This is a genomic window from Aeromonas sp. V90_14, from assembly GCF_029967615.1.
Taxonomy (GTDB): domain Bacteria; phylum Pseudomonadota; class Gammaproteobacteria; order Enterobacterales; family Aeromonadaceae; genus Aeromonas; species Aeromonas hydrophila.
The window spans coordinates 128491-147227 of record NZ_JASCAS010000001.1 but is presented as its reverse complement, the minus strand read 5'-3'; the positions used below and the strand labels follow the sequence as shown (position 1 = coordinate 147227).

Sequence of the window (18737 nt, the reverse complement as noted above, 5' to 3'; positions counted from 1 at the left end):
CCCGGCTTGCTGCCATGCGCGCCTTGCCGCTACCATAAGCACCATCTCCCATTTCGAGACTCCTCTCATGCTCAAACGTGTTGTGACCGCCCTCTGCTGCGGCTTGTCATTCATGGTGTCGGCCGCCCAGGTGACCGATCTCTATCAGGGCAAGGCGCCCACCAGCGGCGACATGGCAGCGGCCCAGTCCCAGGCCCTGGGCGAGGTGCTGATCAAGGTGACCGGCAAGCGCGACATCCTGACCCAGCCGGCGGTGGTCAAGGCGCTGGCGACCCCCGGCGAGTTCGTGCAGCACTACGGTTATCAGGACGTGGGGCCGGTGAAGTTTCTCAAGGCCGATTTCGATGTGGCCAAGGTCAATGCTCTGGTGGCCGAGAGCAAGTTCGCCCTGCTGGGCCCGGCCCGGCCACAAGTGGCCATCTGGCTGGTGATCAATGAAGGGGAGCGGCGCATTCTGCCGGATCAGTCCAGCGATGGTTGGGCTGCCGCCCTGCGTACCCAGGCCCAGACCATGGGGCTGCCGGTCAGCATTCCGCTGATGGACTTGGACGACAACATGGCGGTCAACGCCACCGATGTCTGGGGCCGCTTCGCCGACCCTATCCTCAAGGCGAGCCAGCGTTATGGCGCCGAGATGGTGGTGTTGGGCAAGCTGACGCCTGATGGCAAGGAGGAGGGCAAGTGGAGCATCGACTGGGGACTCTACGGCCCCAAAGCGGGTGGTGAGCTGAGCGAACTGACCAAGGGCGAGGGCTCCGGTACTCAGGCCGAGGTGGCGCAGACGTTCGCCGATACCCTGGCAGGCTGGCTGGTGCAGAACTACGGGGCGCGTATCTCGGGTGTCGCCTCCAGCCAGACACTGGTGGTGGAGGGGTTGTCCGGCATCGATGGCATGATCACGGTGCAGAAGATGTTGCAGGGGATGGCCAGCGTCACCAAGGTGGAGATTGGCAAACTGGAGGGGGACAAGGTGACCTTCAACCTGAGCCTGCAAGGGGACAAGGCCGAGCTCATCCGCGGGCTGCAGCTGGAGAGCCGGCTGCGCCAGCTGGCGGATACCCCGGAGGGGCTGAGCTATCAATGGTCGCAGCCCTGATCCTGGCGAGGATCCTGACCGGCTGGTCGCGCACAACCAGCGTGGGCCCAGGGTGCGTTTTTTCGCGCCGGCCAAGGAGTAGCCGCTTTCGTTAGCAATGGTCGCAGCCTGGATCCTTTATGAGGATCCACACCGCCCGGCATCGTCCGGGCGGTTCTCTATCCGCCTTCGCGATGATACACTTGCCCGCAAATGTCACAGTCAAAGCCCAACGAGTGAAGCAACCGGCCCAACTGTCTTTAGCCGTACAACTACCGGATGATGAAACCTTCGTCAGTTTTTATCCCGGCAACAATGCTCATCTGATCACCGCCCTCAAAAATGCGGCCATTGGTCAGGGCTCACCTTTCCTCTATTTCTGGGGGGCCAAGGGATCGGGCCGCTCCCATCTGCTGCACGCTACCTGCGCCGAGGTCAATGCCCGCGACGCCGCAGCCGCTTATCTCTCCCTCGATCAGTTTGAACAGCTCGATCCCAGCATGCTCGATGCCCTCGAAAGCCTGCCGCTGGTCTGCCTCGACAGCCTGGAGGCGATCGCCGGCAATGCGCTGTGGGAGCGGGCCCTGTTCGATTTTTACAACCGCTGGCAGGAGAAGGGCGAGGGCACCCTGGTGGTGACCGGCTGCAGTGCGCCACGCAAACTGGGGCTTCAACTGCCGGATCTTGCCTCCCGTCTCGACTGGGGAGTGAGCTTCCACCTCGACGAGCTGGACGATGAGGGCAAGCTCAGTGCCCTGCAGCTGCGTGCCGAGCTGCGGGGCTTCAAACTGCCCATCGATGTGGGCCGCTTCCTGCTCAACCGCCTCTCGCGCGACATGCGCACCCTGCTCACCACTCTCAATCAGCTCGACAACGCCTCCTTTCGCGCCAAGCGCAAGCTGACCATTCCCTTTGTCAAAGAGATCCTCGAGCTCTGAGCCCTTCGGGTGTGCTTGAGCGCGAGCGGCGCCGAGGCAATGAATAAAAAGAAACCCCGGCCACTGGCCGGGGTTTTGCTATCTCAAGGACTCTCTCAAAGAGTTCTGCCTATCAGTGGAACTGATCTTCTTCAGTGGAACCGGTCAGCGCGGTCACCGAGGATTGGCCGCCCTGAATGACGGTGGTGACCTTGTCGAAGTAACCGGTACCCACTTCCTGCTGGTGTGCCACGAAGGTGTAACCGCGCTCGGCAGCGGCGAATTCCGGCTGCTGCACCATTTCGACATAGTGCTTCATCCCCTCGCCACGGGCGTACTGGTAGGCCAGCTCGTACATGTGGAACCACATGTTGTGGATGCCCGCCAGGGTGATGAACTGGTACTTGTAGCCCATGTCGGACAACTCCTGCTGGAAGCAGGCGATGGTGGCATCGTCCAGGTTCTTCTTCCAGTTGAAGCTCGGTGAGCAGTTGTAGGCCAGGATCTTGTCCGGGTACTGGGCCTTGATGGCCTCGGCAAACTTGCGTGCCTCGTCCAGATCCGGCTTGGCGGTTTCGCACCACACCATGTCGGCGTAAGGGGCATACGCCAGACCGCGGGAGATGGCCTGTTCGATACCGGCCTGCACCTTGTAGAAGCCTTCTGAGGTACGCTCACCGGTCAGGAAGCCAGCATCGTACGGATCGGCATCCGTGGTCAGCAGGTCGGCGGCGTTGGCGTCGGTACGGGCGATCACCAGGGTGGTGGTGCCGCAGACGTCGGCTGCCAGACGGGCTGCGATGAGCTTCTGCACCGCTTCCTGGCTCGGTACCAGCACCTTGCCGCCCATGTGGCCGCACTTCTTGACGGAAGCGAGCTGATCTTCGAAGTGCACGCCGGCGGCGCCCGCTTCAATCATCCCCTTCATCAATTCGAAGGCGTTCAGCACGCCGCCGAAGCCGGCTTCGGCATCCGCTACTATGGGCAGGAAGTAGTCGATGAAGCCCTTGTCCTGCGGGCCCACCTTGTTGGCCCACTGGATCTGGTCGGCACGGGCGAAGGAGTTGTTGATGCGCTCCACCACCGACGGCACCGAGTTGGCCGGGTAGAGGGACTGATCCGGGTACATGGTGGAGGAGAGGTTGTTGTCCGCCGCCACCTGCCAGCCGGAGAGGTAAATTGCCTCGATGCCCGCCTTGGCCTGTTGCACCGCCTGACCGCCGGTCAGCGCGCCGAGGCAGTTTACATAGCCTTTCTTGGCGCCGCCGTGGATCAGTTCCCACAGTTTGTCGGCACCGCGTTGGGCCAGGGTGTGCACCGGTTGCAGGCTGCCACGCAGGTTTACCACGTCTTCGGCGCTGTAGCCGCGCTTGATCCCTTTCCAGCGGGGGTTTTCCGCCCAGTCTTTCTCGATAGCCTGGATCTGTTGCTCACGGGTCAGTGCCATATCAGTTCCCTCTTTCATTGATTTCACGTTTCCATTGACTTGTTATTGGCGAGCCCCGCTGGGGAGGCCCGTAGTTCAGAGCCGCTCGTAACCGGGCAGCGTCAGAAAATCGATCAGAGTATCGGCGCAGGTGATCTGTTCCATCAGCTCGCTCGCCTCGGCGAAGCGGCCTGCCTGCCAGCGCTCGGCCCCCACTTCGGCTTTGACCACCTCCTGCTCCTCGGCCAGCATCTGGCGGAACAGATCCTTGGTCACCACCTTGCCGTTCGACAGGCTCTTGCCGTGGCGGATCCACTGCCAGATGGAGGTGCGGGAGATCTCGGCGGTGGCGGCATCTTCCATCAGACCGTAGATGGGTACGCAGCCGTTGCCGTTGATCCAGGCTTCCAGGTATTGCAGCGCCACCCGGATGTTGGTGCGCATGCCTGCCTCAGTGCGCTCACCCTCGCAAGGGGCCAGCAGTTCAGCGGCCGTGATGGGGGCATCCTGCTCGCGCAGCACGCCGATCTGGTTGCTGGCGCCAGCCGGGATGGCAGCGTTGAACACCGCCATGGCGGTATCGGCGAGACCGGGGTGGGCCACCCAGGTACCGTCGTGGCCGTTGTTGGCTTCACGCTCTTTATCTGCCTTCACCTTGGCAAATACCTGTTCATTCACGGCAGGATCTTTCGCCGGGATAAAGGCTGCCATGCCGCCCATGGCCAGCGCGCCGCGCTTGTGGCAGGTCTTGATCAGCAGCCGCGAATAGGCGGACAGGAACGGTTTGTCCATGGTCACTACCTGACGGTCCGGCAGGACGCGATCAGGGTGGTTCTTCAAGGTCTTGATGTAGCTAAAGATGTAATCCCAGCGGCCGCAGTTGAGGGCGACGATGTGATCCTTCATCTGATAGAGCAGCTCATCCATCTCGAACACCGCCGGCAGGGTTTCGATCAGCACGGTGGCCTTGATGGTGCCACGGGGCAGGCCGAATTTGTCCTCGGTCCAGGCGAATACCTCGCTCCACCAGCGCCCTTCCAGATGGCTCTGCAGCTTGGGTACGTAGAAGTAGGGGCCGGAGCCCTTGGCCAGCAGCGCCTGATAGTTGTGCAGGAAGTAGAGGGCGAAGTCGAACAGGCCGCCGGGAATGGGAGCGCCATCGAAGGTGACATGTTTTTCCGGCAGATGCAGACCGCGCACCCGGCAGATGAGTACGGCCGGATCGGCGCTCAGGGTATAAGCCTTCCCTTCCGGGCTGGTGTAGGAGACGGTGCCGTTGACCGCATCGCGCAGGTTGATCTGACCCTCGATCACCTTGTTCCAGGCCGGTGCCAGCGAATCCTCGAAGTCCGCCATGAATACCTTGACGTTGGCGTTGAGGGCGTTGATCACCATCTTGCGCTCGACCGGGCCGGTGATTTCCACACGGCGGTCTTGCAGGTCGGCGGGAATGCCGCGCACCGTCCAGTCTCCGGCGCGGATGTGGGCGGTTTCAGGCAGAAAATCGGGCAGCTCGCCGCCGTCGATGCGGGCCTGACGCGCCACACGTTGTTTCAACAATTCGTCCCGTTGGGGAGCAAAGCGTTCCACCAGTTCGGATACCAGGGCCACCGCATCCGGCGTCAGAATTTGCGCGTAATCGGGATGCGTCTCGCCCTGGATGCGCAGACGAGCGCTGCAGTGGGTCTGGGCCGGTGCCGACATAGGGTTCACTCCTTTGAGAATTACATTTTGAACTAATTAACTACGACTAAAGTCGATCCCTGTTTTTTCAAACTTCCCGTAACAACGGGGTAACACGATTCATAAGGTGCGAAATATTGCTCTATTCGTCAACAGGTTTTTTAAAACGCACGTTTTGGTCATGATGTTAAGTTGATGTTTATAAACAATTTATGTGATTAGCGTAAAAACTCTATGCAGATGGTTATGCTCTTGTTTTTCATCCCCTGCCGGTGGCGGATGGTGAGGGGGAATAGGGATGCATGGATGTAAGTTATTACGTAATAAAATTACAAATGCAAAAACAAATCCCGACCTAACTCCAAGCTTCTAAAAAACACATGTATGAAATGAAAGGTGTAAACCCAGCAGGCATATAACTCCTGCTGACATTAAGGAAAGAACGTTTGTTTAAAACAATCTAGGCTAAAAGGGGTCGAATGGGATCTGGTCGGCAGAAGAGGAGAAAGTGAGGCGCAATAACGTAGGTTTGTATCACTTGGGTTGATGAGGTGCCTGGGGGCGGGGAGGGGATGTAGCAGTGGATATGACTACTGTCGTTTAGTTATTTAGCATTTTATTGTTATTTGTATCAGCGGGCCATCCTGGCCCTCAAAGGAGGTAAAACGGGGCGCTATTTCCAGTGCCACTGCCATTTTCTCCCGGTAGTTCAAGAGCGGCATGTCTGCGCCGTCGGCTCAGTAATCATCGTCCGGGGCCGCCAGATCGACGACATCGAGTCGCACCACCGGGCCGTGTTCGGTGGCATACTGATTGGTTGCCGACTCGGTAGCCGGTTGGGGCAGGGGGGCGTACTCGGGCTGTGTGTCAACTGCTTTGGTCATGGGTGCTTGCCTCATTGATTGCAAGCCGGTCGGTGACTCCATCACCCGCGCTCCCACCTCCCTGTTTGAACTGCCGGCGGAAAAGTTGCGTATCCTAGCGGGACTCTTGAAAGGTTTCAAGCGGTTCTGAATGAAATTTGTACCACAACTGTGTGGTGACTCTGCGACAGGCTCACCCAGGAAGAGCATTCAGACGGCCGGCTGATGCGCTGCGACAGTGGTGGCGTAAATATAAAGCAGGCAAAAAAATAGCCCAGTCGCGAGACTGGGCTATTTTCGGGGAAATTGGTCGGTGTGAGAGGATTCGAACCTCCGACCCTCTACACCCCATGCAGATGCGCTACCTGGCTGCGCTACACACCGACGAGGTCAGTTCGAGCTGACGGAGGGAAGTCTAATGATCTGAGCAAATGGGTGCAACTCCTTTTTTATCAGGGAGATGCTGACTGCTTCTTTATTGTGCAGGCAAGATGCGACTTGGGGCTGTGGCGCAGATTTGGCATAATCGCCGCCCCGTATTGCCGGGGAGCCCGTCATCATGCTGCTTGGCTGCGCTACCCGGTTGCGGCCAATGGTCGACAGGCAATCAAGCTGCAAGTGCATCGCCGGCAACCCGTCACAGAGAGGAACCAGGGTGTGAAACCATCAGACGTCACAGAATCAGTGAGCCAGCGCGAGCAGGATGAACGCTGGATGCGCCATGCCATGGCGTTGGCCGAAAGGGCGGAGGGGATCGGCGAGATCCCGGTCGGGGCCGTGCTGGTAGTGGGTGACGAGATCGTAGGGGAGGGCTGGAACCGCTCCATCAGCGAGCACGATGCCTGTGCCCATGCCGAAGTGATGGCGATCCGAGCCGCCGGCGTTCGGCTGCAAAACTACCGTCTGCTCGATACCACCCTCTATGTCACTCTGGAGCCCTGCTGCATGTGCGCCGGTGCCCTCATCCACAGCCGGGTCAAGCGGGTAGTCTATGGCGCCAGGGATCTCAAGACCGGCGCAGCGGGTTCGGTGTTCGAGATCTTGCAGGACCCGCGCCATAACCACGGAGTCGAACTGACCGGCGGTGTGCTGGCCGATGCCTGCTCGGCCCAGCTGTCGGATTTCTTTCGGCGGCGGCGCGCGGAGAAAAAGGCCGCCAGATTGGCACTGCAACAAAGCGGTGGCCCCGCCGACTGAGAACGGCGAAGTCGGCGAGGCCGCCTTCGCGCTTTATATTTTCCTTTATCTTCTTGTAAAACAGATGGTTGGCAATGCTGTCTGCCAGCGGATCCTGGTCTGAATCCCCCTTCAAAATAACCTCTTCCCAGAGGGCCTTGATGTAACAAAACTGTCATGCAACCGCCATATAATGCCGCCAAGCCTAGCTCACATTGAGGTTTTGCATGTCATCGGAATCGATAAACTTAGGTATGGCGGGCAGCAGAAAGCGCCGTATCAAGGATAAGTTGGCCAAGTACGGGGTCACCACGGGTGGTGCTCTGGTGCTGGTTGCCCTGTTGCTCATTTTCTTCTACCTGCTCTATGTGGTGAAACCCATCTTCAATGGCGCCACGATGGAGCCGACCGCGTCATTTACCTTGCCCGTGGCGGGCAAGACCGCCTGGCTCGGGGTGGAAGAGCAGAACGAGATTGGCTATCGCTTCAGCGACAAAGGCCAGGTCAACTTCTTCGCCGTCCAGGGGGATGGCAAAGTCAAGGTGGGCCAGGTGCTGGGTCAGGGGCAGGTGAAGGGTGACATCACCGCCGTCGCCCCTCCCGCGCCAGGCCAGAAGCTCATCGCTTATGGTTTCGCCGATGGCAAGGCCCAGGTGGTGCAGCCCTATTTCAAGGTCTCCTATCCCAACGACGTGCGGGTCATCGAGCCCAGCCTGCAGTCACCCTTCGGCGAAGAGCCGGTGGTGGTGGACCCCCAGGGCAAGGCGCTGACGCTGATGGTGTTTGAGGCCACCAAGGACAAGATGGCCACCGCCGCCGTGACCGCCGATGGTCGTGGCGTGATGGCGGTGATGAGCGGCGAGGAGAACTTCCTCTCCGGTGACATCGAGTGGAGCGCCCAGAACTACAGCATCCCGTCCCTGCCGCGCCATGTGGATCAGATGCTGCTGACCCCCAACCTGCGCATTCTGTTCGTGCGTGAAGGCAACCGCCTCTCCGTCTACGACATTCACAACCTCAATGACATCTCCCTGCGCGATGTCATGGAAATCAATGCCCCCAACGCCAACGTGACCCGAGTCGAGCTGCTCTCCGGCGCCTCCTCCCTGCTGGTGGGCAACGACAACGGCGTTATCTCCCAGTGGTTCGAAGTGGCCCGGGATGGCAAGCGCCAGTTCACCCAGATCCGTGACTTCAAGGGCGATGGTGCCGTGGCGCAGCTGACCCCGGAGCACTTTCGCAAGGGCTTCATCAGTGCCGACAAAGAGGGCACCGTCAGCTTCTTCCACGCCACCGGCGAGACCAAGCTGCTGAGCGAGAAGGTGGAGGGCGGCGCCCTGTCGGCCCTGGCCATCTCCCCCCGTCACAACGTGCTGCTGATGCAGCAGGGTGATGCTTTCAAGCTGTTTGCGGTGGAGAACGAGCACCCCGAGGTGACCTGGTCGGCACTCTGGCAACAGGTGTGGTATGAAGGCTATCCCGAGCCCCAGTACGTGTGGCAGTCCACCTCCGCCAGCAACGACTTCGAAGCCAAGCTGAGCCTGGTGCCGCTGGTGTTCGGTACCCTCAAAGCCTCCTTCTATGCCATGGTGTTTGCGGTGCCGCTCGGCGTCGCCGGTGCCATCTACACCGCCTATTTCATGTCGGCGGGGCTGCGCAAATACGTCAAGCCGACGGTGGAGATCATGGCGGCGTTGCCGACCGTTATCCTCGGCTTCCTGGCCGGTCTGTGGTTGGCACCCATCATCGAGGGGGCGCTGCCCGGCGTGGTGCTGCTGTTGATCCTGCTGCCGATGGGGATGCTGCTGACCGCCTTGATCTGGAACTACCTGCCGGAGCGCGGCAAATCCTGGCTGCCGGAAGGGTGGCACGCCATCTTGCTGATCCCGGTGCTGCTGCTGATTGGCTGGGGCGCCTTCGCGGTGAGTCCGCTTATCGAGAACGCCTTCATGCACGGTGACTCGCGCATCTGGCTGACCCACGAGATGGGCATCAAGTTCGACCAGCGCAACTCGCTGGTGGTGGGCATCGCCATGGGCTTCGCGGTCATTCCGACCATCTTCTCCATCGCCGAAGACGCGGTCTTCTCGGTGCCCAAGCACCTTACCCAGGGCTCGCTGGCACTGGGGGCGACCCCCTGGCAGACCCTGAGCCGGGTGGTGATCCTCACCGCGAGCCCGGGCATCTTCTCGGCGGTGATGATGGGCCTTGGCCGCGCCGTGGGCGAGACCATGATAGTGCTGATGGCCACCGGCAACACGCCCATCATGGACTTCTCCATGTTCCAGGGGCTGCGTACCCTGGCCGCCAACATCGCGGTGGAGATGCCGGAATCGGAAGTGGGCAGCTCGCACTATCGGGTGCTGTTCCTCGCTGCCTTCGTGCTGTTCGTGTTCACCTTCTTGTTCAATACCCTGGCCGAGTTCATCCGTCAGCGGTTGCGTGAAAAATACAGCTCTCTGTGATGGGCTGCTCTGAAAGGACCGAGGAATCGACAATGGGTAAGTGGTTTAAATCGGGGGCCCCCTGGATCTGGATGACCGGCGGCGCCGTCAGCCTGAGTCTGGTAGCGGTACTGGGTCTGCTGCTGCTGATCGGCTGGCGTGGTCTGGTCTACTTCTGGCCCCATCCCATCTATGAGTGGCAACTGGAAGACGTTCAGGGCAACAAGAGCGTGCTGATCGGCGAAATCAACGACCGCGAGCTGGTGCCGGTAGAGCGGCTGCGGGCCGCCGGCCTGCCGCTGGAGGGGGAAGAGCGCGAGCTGCTGACCCGCTATCTGGTCAAGACCGGCAACCGCGAGTTCGTCGACCTGGACTTCCGTTGGGTACTGGAGACCGACATCAAGTCCCAGAGCCTGCCGACCGAGCTGGCCATGGTGGAGCGTGCCACCAACGGCAACTTCTACGGCTACATCGTCGGGGTGAAAGAGGATGGCAAGGCGCTGACCGAGAACCTGCATCCTGCCCTGCAGCGAGTGCTGGCGCGGGCCAATGGTCTCTCGGAGCAGGCCGACGATCTGCAAAAAGGGGACATCGGCAGCATCAACTATCAGCTGGAGCGGCTGCGTCTGAAAGAGCGCAAGGCCGAGCTGGACGACAAGCTGACCGATCAGCTTAAAGCCCAGCTGGCGAGCGAGCGTCAGGCCCTCAACGACCGTTATCAGGTGCTGGAAAAAGAGCTGTTCTCCCTGCGTGCCCAGGCGGACAGAGACAGCATCACGGTCAAGGACATGCGTGGCGAACTGGTGACCATGCCCATGTCCAAGGTGCTGGACGTGGTGTGGCCCAACGACATGAGTCTGCTGGCCAAGGTGGGCTACTGGTTCCACCAGATCGGCAAGTTCGTCTCCGACGATCCGCGCGAGGCCAACACCGAGGGCGGGGTGTTCCCGGCCATCTTCGGCACCGTGTTCATGGTGTTCCTGATGGCGATCATCGTGACCCCGCTCGGCGTGGTGGCGGCGGTCTATCTGCATGAATACGCGGGCAAGAACAGCCTGACCAAGATCATCCGCATCGCGGTGATCAACCTGGCTGGCGTGCCCTCCATCGTGTACGGCGTGTTCGGTCTGGGCTTCTTCGTCTACACCCTCGGTGGTTCGCTGGACCAGCTGTTCTATCCGGAAGCGCTGCCGAGCCCGACCTTTGGCTCCCCCGGCGTCATCTGGTCGGCGCTGACCCTGGCCATTCTGACTCTGCCGGTGGTGATCGTCTCCACCGAGGAGGGGCTGGCCCGGATCCCGAGCACCATCCGCCAGGGCTCGCTGGCACTGGGGGCCACCCAGGCCGAGACCCTGTGGCGCATCGTGCTGCCGATGGCGAGCCCGGCCATCATGACCGGCCTCATCCTGGCCATCGCCCGTGCGGCCGGTGAAGTGGCGCCGCTGATGCTGGTGGGGGTGGTGAAACTGGCACCGACCCTGCCGATGGACGGCAACTTCCCGTACCTGCACGTGGAGCGCAAGTTCATGCACCTGGGCTTCCACATCTATGACGTCGGCTTCCAGAGCCCCAACGTCGAGGCGGCGCGTCCGCTGGTGTACGCCACCTCCTTCCTGCTGGTGACGGTGATCGTCGGCCTCAACCTGACGGCCATCGGCATCCGCAACCATCTGCGGGAGAAGTTCCGTTCTTTGGAACATTGATGACGATGAGCCTGATGGGCATCCGCAACCACTTGCGCGAGAAATTCCGGTCGCTGGAACATTGATAGACCAGCACCACAGAGACGGGCAGGGAACGGGGTTCCCTGCCAGCCAAGCGTTCCGGCCGCGGGCAATGAGAGTGCCCGCCGCCACCGACAGATTTTGAGGTAACAGATGATCAACGTAACGACCGCATCCAGCCAGCATACCGCGACCGACCTGCTCAACCTGAGCCCGGAGCAGACCGCGCTGGAAGTGAAGGATCTCAACCTGTACTACGGCAACAAGCAGGCGCTGTTCAACGTCAACATGAAGATCCCCAAGGGTCAGGTCACCGCCTTCATCGGCCCCTCCGGCTGCGGCAAGTCCACTCTGCTGCGCTGCATCAACCGGATGAACGACCTGGTGGAGATCTGCCGCATCGAGGGGGAAATCCAGCTGCATGGCCACAACATCTACGACAAGAGCGTGGATGTCTCCGCCCTGCGTCGTCAGGTGGGCATGGTGTTCCAGCGCCCCAACCCCTTCCCCAAGTCCATCTACGAGAACGTGGTCTATGGCCTGCGCCTGCAGGGCATCAACGACCGCCGCACCCTGGACGAGGCGGCCGAGCGCTCCCTGCGCGGCGCGGCCCTGTGGGACGAGGTGAAGGATCGTCTGCACGACAACGCCTTCGGTCTCTCCGGCGGTCAGCAGCAGCGACTGGTGATTGCCCGTGCCATCGCCATCGAGCCGGAAGTGCTGCTGCTGGATGAACCGACCTCGGCGCTCGACCCCATCTCCACCCTCACCATCGAGGAGCTGATCAACGAGCTCAAGAGCCAGTTCACCGTGGTGATCGTGACCCACAACATGCAGCAGGCGGCGCGGGTGTCGGATCAGACCGCCTTCATGTACATGGGCGAGCTCATCGAGTACTCGGACACCAACACCATCTTCACCACCCCGGCCAAGAAGAAGACCGAAGACTACATCACCGGTCGTTACGGCTAAGGAATGCTGGTGATGGAGATGAGCAAGATGAGCATCAACAAACAGATTACCGGTCAGTTCAACGACTAAGGCATACTCGGAGCATCAAGGATTATTTGTATGGACAATATGAACCTCAACAAACACATCTCCGGTCAGTTCAATGCCGAACTCGAGAGCGTGCGCAACCAGGTGCTGGTGATGGGCGGGCTGGTGGAGCAGCAGCTGACCGACGCCATCGCGGCGATCCACGATCAGGATCTGGACGCGGCGCGCAAGATCGTCGCCAACGACCACAAGGTCAACGCCATGGAAGTGGCGATCGACGAGGAGTGCACCCGCATCATCGCCAAACGCCAGCCCACCGCCTCCGACCTGCGGCTGGTGATGGCCATCATCAAGACCATCACCGATCTCGAGCGCATCGGCGATGTGGCGGACAAGATAGCCCGCATGCTGACCGACAACGCCAACAAGCCGCAGCCGCCGCTGGTGTCGCTAGAGAACATGGGGCGCCGCACCATCAAGATGCTGCACGACGTGTTGGACGCCTTCGCCCGCATGGATCTGGACGCGGCGCTGGCGGTCTACAAGGAAGATGACAAGGTGGACCGCGAATACGAGTCCATCATTCGCGAGCTGATGACCTACATGATGGAAGATCCGCGCACCATACCGCAGGTACTCAACGTGCTGTGGGCGGCGCGGGCCATCGAGCGGGTGGGGGATCGCTGCCAGCACATCTGCGAGTACATCGTCTATTACGTCAAGGGCAAGGACGTGCGCCACACCAAGGCGGATGATCTGGGCACCCTGCTGGGGAAAGGGTGAGTCTGAGATGCATAAAAAGGCGCTTTGAGCGCCTTTTTTGTTGCCTTTTCAGTCAGTGCAAGATATCGCCACCCGCTTGGCGCTTTTCTGCTAGAATATGCCCCCTGTGTGAGTCCCGGATTGACTCACGGTCCGGTCCCCCGGACCCAGTTTGCCGTCTTGTGCTAAGGCGGCTGTTGCAATAGGTTAATCATGAGTTTTGCCGATAGTTTATTTTTCCTGATGCTGCTGGTCGCCGGCAGCGTGTTCTTCTCTCTCTCCGAGATCTCCCTCGCCGCCTCCCGCAAGATCAAGTTGCAGGTGATGGCCGATGAGGGCAACCGCCATGCCGAAAAGGTACTGGCACTGCAGGCCCAGCCGGGCAACTTCTTTACCGTGGTGCAGATCGGGCTGAACACCGTCGCCATCCTGGGCGGTATCCTGGGCGAGTCTGCCCTGAACCCGGCCATCAAGGAGTTCATCTCCGAGTTCTATCAGGGGCCCTGGCTTGGCGAGATCAGCTCGGCTGCCTCCTTCGTGTTCGTCACCGGCATGTTCATCCTGATCGCCGATCTGATGCCCAAGCGCCTCGCCATGACCATGCCGGAGCGGATCGCCGTGGTGGTGGTGCGCCCCATGTTGCTGTGCGTCACCCTGCTGATGCCGCTGGTGTGGCTGTTCAACGGCATGGCCAACGGCCTGTTCCGCCTGCTGCGCATCTCCATGGTGCGCAACGACGAGATCACCTCCGACGATATCTATGCGGTGATGGATGCGGGCGCCGAAGCGGGCGTCATCCAGCGCGAGGAGCACCAGCTCATCGAGAACGTGTTCGAGCTGCAGTCCCTCGGCGTCACCTCCGCCATGACCGCGCGCGAGAGCCTCATCTACTTCACCCTGCAAGAGGGCGAGGAGAGCATCAAGGCCAAGATTGCCGAACACCCCCACAACAAGTTCCTGGTGTGTGACCACAACCTCGACAGCATCAAGGGCTTCGTCGACTCCAAGGAGCTGCTGATCCGGGTCATCAGCGGCCAGAGCATCGACCTCAACAGCGGCTCGCTGGTGCAGAACGTCATCATCATCCCCGACACCCTCAACCTCTACGAGGCGATGGAGTACTTCAAGAACCACAGGGGCGACTTTGCCGTGGTGATGAACGAGTACGCCCTGGTGGTGGGGATCGTCACCATGAACGACCTGATGAGTACCGTGATGGGTGAGTGGGCCACCCACGTGGTGGAAGAGCAGATCGTGCAGCGGGACGAGAACTCCTGGCTGGTGGACGGGGTGACCCCCATCTCCGACGTGATGCGCGCCTTCGACATCGAGGAGTTCCCGGAAAACCAGAATTATGAAACCATCGCCGGCTTCATCATGTACATGCTGCGCAAGATCCCCAAGCGAACCGATTCGGTCAAATACGCCGGTTACAAGTTCGAAGTGGTGGACATCGACAGCTACAAGATTGACCAGCTGCTGGTCACCCGGGTCGAGCCCACGCCGGCCGAGAAACCCGCTCAGGAATCGTAAAAGGAGCTAGTTAGCAATCATGAAGATGCAGTCTCATTCCCGTGCGCTGGCCTGTGTGGCGCTCGCCCTGGCACTCGGTGCCTGCAGCCAGAGCGCTCCGCGCAAGGCCACCACAGTCGCCAAACCGGTTGCCCCCAAGGCGGCCGTGGTCGTGCCGCAGCAGGACCCGGATGCGGTGGTGCAAAGCGCCGTGGTGGAGCCGAGTCCGGTATTCGACGAGGAGTATCACGGCCCGGATCAAGGATCGCTCGAGTCGGTGACCGCCCTGTTTGCCCGCGGCTACATCGAGTCGGCCATGCGCGAGACCATGCTGGCGGCGGTGCACAGCGACTACCCGCTGCTCGGCATGCGGGACGTGCGCCTGACCGATCCGGTGGCCAAGTTCCTCACCTCCGCCCAGGCACGCACCACGGCTCACGACTACCTCTATGCCGGGGTGCAGCGCCGACTGGGCCGCCCGCTCAGCCCCGCCCAGTGGGAGCAGATCTGGCAGGGGTATCCCCAGCAGGGTCGGGTGTCCGACTGGGTCAAGCAGACCAAGCGGGTACTGGCCGGGCGTTGAGCCGCCAGATCAACTGTTGCCACAAGAGGCCACCTTCGGGTGGCCTCTTGTCGTTTCTCATCCTGGTGTTGAGCCTTCAACAGCCATACCTCCCTTCCTTTGCCGTTATCTCCCTGAGCTTGTTCAGATTTGTTCGTAGCACCCGATTGCCTCTTGTTCTACTTTGGGTCATGATGAAAAGGCATTCTAGCCGTCTAGATGTTTTGATGGCTCATTTTGACTCAACACAATAAATACCCGTCACGACGGGGACACGCAGAGAGACAGAGATGGATACAAAGGATTTGTGGGTACTGGATGGTGGCATGGGACGCGAGCTGGCACGGCGGGGGGCGCCGTTTCGCCAGCCGGAGTGGTCGGCGCTGGCCCTGATGGAGGCCCCCGAGACGGTGCGCGAGGTGCATCAGGCCTATGTGGCGAGCGGGGCCCGGGTCATCACCACCAACAGCTATGCGCTGGTGCCGTTTCATATCGGTGACGCGCGTTTTGTGGCAGAGGGGGAGGGGCTGGCGGCACTGGCTGGCCAGCTGGCCCGCGAGGTGGCCGACGAGCAGCCGGGGCGCGTGCAGGTGGCCGGCTCCTTGCCGCCGCTGTTTGGTTCCTACCGCGCCGACCTGTTCGACGCGGGTAGGGTGAGCGAGCTGGCGACCCCGCTTATTCGGGCGCTCTCCCCCCACGTGGATCTCTGGCTGGCGGAGACCATGAGCCTCATCGCCGAGCCGCTGGCCATCCGGGCCCTGCTGCCCGAGGATGGCAAACCGTTCTGGGTCTCCTTCACCCTGGAGGACGAGGCGCCGGGCGGCGAGCCAACCCTGCGCTCCGGCGAGCGAGTGGCCGATGCGGTTACCGCGCTGGCATCGGCCGGGGTGGACGCCATCCTGTTCAACTGCTGTCAGCCCGAGGTGATCGAAGGGGCGCTCAAGGTGGCCGGTGCCGCTTTGCAAGAGCAGGGTCGCAGCGACATCCGGCTCGGCGCCTATGCCAACGCCTTCCCGCCCCAGCCCAAGGAGGCCACCGCCAACGACGGGCTGGACGAGATCCGCACCGATCTGGGGCCGCTGGATTACCTTGGCTGGGCCGAGCGCTGGCGCGGGGTCGGAGCCTCCCTTATCGGCGGTTGCTGCGGCATCGGGCCGGAGCACATTCAGGCGCTGAGCCGCCGGCTGCGCTAAGGAGAGCCCATGAAAGAGAGCAAGATCGGGCTCTGGTCCCTCACCGCGCTGGTGTTCAGCTCCATGGTAGGGGCGGGGATCTTCAGCCTGCCGCAGAACATGGCCGAGGTGGCTGGCGCGCGCGCCGTGCTGATCGGCTGGGGCGTCACCGGGGTGGGCATACTGGCGCTGGCTATGAGTTTTCTGTATCTGTCGCGATTAAGGCCGGATCTCGATGGCGGCATCTACAGCTATGCCCGCGCCGGTTTCGGCGATCTGGTGGGTTTTTTCTCCGCCTGGGGCTATTGGCTCTGCGCCACCATCGGCGTGGTGGGCTATCTGGTGATCGCCTTCGCGGCGCTGGGCAGCTTCGTCGACACCCCGCAGCAGGTCTGGTTTGGCGAGGGCAACACCCTGGCCGCCTTCATCGGCGAATCTTGCATCCTCTGGGCCGTGCATCTGCTGGTGGCCCGTGGCGTGCAGCAGGCCGCCCTGTTCAATCTGGTGGCGACCCTGGCCAAGAGCCTGCCGCTGCTGCTGTTCATCCTGTTCGCCTGCTACTGGTTCGACCCTGTCACCTTCGCGGCGGATCAGGGGGGCAGCACCCTGGCTGTGCCGGTCTCCGAGCAGGTGCGCAACACCATGCTGATCACCCTCTGGGTCTTTACCGGCATCGAAGGGGCGGCCGTGCTGTCGGCCCGTGCCAGAAACAAGCGGGATGTGGGCACGGCCACCGTGCTGGGGGTGGTGCTGGCGCTGCTGCTCTATGTGCTCATCTCTGTGCTGGCGCTCGGGATCCTGAGCCGCCCCGAGCTCGCGGCCCTGCCCAACCCCTCCATGGCGGGGTTGATGGCCCAGATGACCGGCTCCTGGGGCAAGCTGCTCATCAGCGTCGGTCTTATCGTCTCGGTGCTGGCCTCCTACGTGAGCTGGACCCTGTTCTCGGCCGAGGTGCCGTTCAGCGCGGCGCGCCACGGCGCCTTCCCGGCCATCTTCCGGCGCCAGAACCGCAACGGCACCCCCATCGCATCGCTGTGGCTCACCAGCCTGACGGTGCAGGGCTGTCTGCTGCTGGTGTGGCTGCTCGGCAAGGGTTACACCAACCTGCTGCTCATCTCCACCTCGATGATCCTGGTGCCCTACCTGTTGATCGGTCTGTTCCTGCTCAAGCTCTCCTTGCGTGGGGAGGGTAATGGCCTGATGCGGGCGGTAGCGCTGGTATCGAGCGGTTACGGCCTCTGGCTGCTCTACGCCGCCGGGGGGGAGTACCTGCTGCTCTCCTTGCTGCTCTACGGGCCGGGTCTGCTGCTGTTTCTCTACAGCCGCCGCCAGCTGGGGGCCGAGCTGCGACTCAGCGGGCGCGAGCGGCTGCTGGCCGGGGTGACGCTGCTGAGCCTGATCCCCGCCATCTGGTCTTTTGCCCACGTCTGAGTGAGGTGGTGATCCAATGCAAGAGAGCGCCCAAGGGGGCACTCTCATTTTGGCTGCAATGCGGATTTGTTTTACTGCGGCAAGGACTTAGCGGCTGGCGGGGCCGGCGGGTTTGCCAAACAGCACCGCGAGCTTTTGCCGCCAGGGCAGGCCGCGGGCCTCTTGCAGCATGTCGCGCCACTCGTGGAAGGTGAGGGTGAGCGGGTTGAAGCTGTGGATGGGCTTGGTGATGCCGAAGCGACACGGTTCGGCGGGGTCCTCTTCCACGAAGGTGCCAAACAGCCTGTCCCAGATAATGAGCACCCCGGCGAAGTTGCGGTCTATGTATTTGGCGTTGCTGGCGTGGTGCACCCTGTGGTGGGAGGGGGTGTTGAAAACCCACTCCAGCCTGCCGAGCTTGCCCACCACCTGGGTGTGAACGAAGAACTGAAAACCCAGGCTGAGCAGCACGGTGGCGACCACCGCCTCGGGCGGGAAGCCGATGAGGATCATCGGGATCCAGAACAGCCACATGCCGGAGACCGGGTACATCAGGCTCTGGCGAAAGGCGGTGGAGAGGTTGAGCCGCTCCGAGCTGTGGTGCACCACGTGGGAGGCCCAGAGCCAACGCACGTGGTGGCTGGCGAAGTGGAACAGCCAGTAGCAGAGATCCTGCAACAAAAAGAGCAGCAACAGGCTCCAGAAGTTGAGATCGATATCCAGCAGCCGCCAGCCCCAGAGGGCGTCGTAGAGGTAGGCGATGGCGATGGCCGTCAGCGCGTCACCCCCCTGATGCATCAGCGCCAGGGTGGCGTTGGCGAAGAGATCCTTCCACTGGTAGCCGGCGGTGGGATAGGCGGCGCCATGTTTGCGCAGGTAGAGCATCTCCCAGCCGATGAAGGCCAGAAAGAGCGGCGAGAGGTAGAGCAGGATCAGTTGCACATCCATGTCGGGTATCCAGTCAGAGCAATTGCTCTCCAGCATAAAGGATGAATTTAATCTTTCATTAACA

General features: G+C 61.5%; 15 protein-coding genes and 1 tRNA gene. 11 read left to right on the top strand and 5 right to left on the bottom strand.

Going from position 1 to position 18737, the window contains the following annotated elements; genetic code table 11:
* Positions 1-67: 67 nt before the first annotated feature.
* Both QLG02_RS00635 and hda read left to right on the top strand, forming a co-directional pair.
* Positions 68-1096, top strand: a complete 1029-nt coding sequence (locus QLG02_RS00635) for a DUF2066 domain-containing protein (protein ID WP_282464238.1) — start codon at positions 68-70, stop codon at positions 1094-1096.
* A 215-nt stretch (positions 1097-1311) separates the two neighbouring features.
* Positions 1312-2013: a DnaA inactivator Hda gene (gene hda, locus QLG02_RS00630; protein ID WP_016351307.1), complete on the top strand. Its 702-nt coding sequence runs from the start codon at positions 1312-1314 to the stop codon at positions 2011-2013.
* Positions 2014-2125: 112 nt separating this feature from the next.
* On the opposite strand, the gene aceA is transcribed toward hda, so the two are convergent.
* The 4 genes from aceA to QLG02_RS00610 all read right to left on the bottom strand — a co-directional run bounded on the left by aceA (position 2126) and on the right by QLG02_RS00610 (position 6348).
* Positions 2126-3439, bottom strand: a complete 1314-nt coding sequence (aceA, locus tag QLG02_RS00625) for an isocitrate lyase (RefSeq protein ID WP_282464237.1) — start codon at positions 3437-3439, stop codon at positions 2126-2128.
* A gap of 75 nt (positions 3440-3514) precedes the next feature.
* Complete coding sequence (gene aceB / locus QLG02_RS00620; RefSeq protein WP_106552932.1) at positions 3515-5122, bottom strand: malate synthase A; 1608 nt, start codon at positions 5120-5122, stop codon at positions 3515-3517.
* Between the two features lie 716 nt (positions 5123-5838).
* Complete coding sequence (locus tag QLG02_RS00615; RefSeq protein WP_017409853.1) at positions 5839-5985, bottom strand: hypothetical protein; 147 nt, start codon at positions 5983-5985, stop codon at positions 5839-5841.
* A 286-nt stretch (positions 5986-6271) separates the two neighbouring features.
* Positions 6272-6348 (bottom strand) — tRNA-Pro (locus tag QLG02_RS00610).
* A gap of 273 nt (positions 6349-6621) precedes the next feature.
* On the opposite strand from QLG02_RS00610, the gene tadA reads away from it, so the two are divergent.
* The 9 genes from tadA (at position 6622) to QLG02_RS00565 (ending at position 17746) form a co-directional block, all read left to right on the top strand.
* Positions 6622-7161 (top strand): tRNA adenosine(34) deaminase TadA, encoded by a 540-nt coding sequence (gene tadA / locus QLG02_RS00605; RefSeq protein WP_077095385.1) that lies wholly within the window; start codon positions 6622-6624, stop codon positions 7159-7161.
* 206 nt (positions 7162-7367) lie between these two features.
* On the top strand, positions 7368-9605 hold the full coding sequence (locus QLG02_RS00600; RefSeq protein WP_282464236.1) for an ABC transporter permease subunit: 2238 nt from the start codon (positions 7368-7370) through the stop codon (positions 9603-9605).
* 32 nt (positions 9606-9637) lie between these two features.
* Positions 9638-11287, top strand: coding sequence for a phosphate ABC transporter permease PstA (gene pstA / locus QLG02_RS00595; RefSeq protein ID WP_282464235.1), 1650 nt, complete (start codon positions 9638-9640; stop codon positions 11285-11287).
* Positions 11288-11461: 174 nt separating this feature from the next.
* A complete protein-coding gene (pstB, locus tag QLG02_RS00590; RefSeq protein WP_011706615.1) occupies positions 11462-12280 on the top strand; it encodes a phosphate ABC transporter ATP-binding protein PstB in 819 nt (272 codons plus the stop codon).
* Between the two features lie 99 nt (positions 12281-12379).
* Positions 12380-13090: a phosphate signaling complex protein PhoU gene (phoU, locus tag QLG02_RS00585; RefSeq protein WP_005334097.1), complete on the top strand. Its 711-nt coding sequence runs from the start codon at positions 12380-12382 to the stop codon at positions 13088-13090.
* Between the two features lie 192 nt (positions 13091-13282).
* Entirely contained in the window at positions 13283-14602 is a 1320-nt protein-coding gene (locus QLG02_RS00580; RefSeq protein WP_011706614.1) for a hemolysin family protein, read from the top strand.
* A 19-nt stretch (positions 14603-14621) separates the two neighbouring features.
* Positions 14622-15164, top strand: coding sequence for a hypothetical protein (locus QLG02_RS00575; RefSeq protein ID WP_282464234.1), 543 nt, complete (start codon positions 14622-14624; stop codon positions 15162-15164).
* Positions 15165-15433: 269 nt separating this feature from the next.
* Positions 15434-16336: a homocysteine S-methyltransferase family protein gene (locus tag QLG02_RS00570; RefSeq protein ID WP_282464233.1), complete on the top strand. Its 903-nt coding sequence runs from the start codon at positions 15434-15436 to the stop codon at positions 16334-16336.
* 9 nt (positions 16337-16345) lie between these two features.
* Positions 16346-17746 (top strand): basic amino acid/polyamine antiporter, encoded by a 1401-nt coding sequence (locus QLG02_RS00565; protein WP_282464232.1) that lies wholly within the window; start codon positions 16346-16348, stop codon positions 17744-17746.
* Between the two features lie 87 nt (positions 17747-17833).
* Here the strand turns inward: QLG02_RS00565 and QLG02_RS00560 are convergent, their stop codons facing one another.
* The gene (locus QLG02_RS00560) at positions 17834-18673 is read right to left on the bottom strand and encodes a sterol desaturase family protein (RefSeq protein WP_162516963.1); all 840 of its coding nucleotides are present in this window, start codon (positions 18671-18673) and stop codon (positions 17834-17836) included.
* Positions 18674-18737 lie beyond the last annotated feature (64 nt).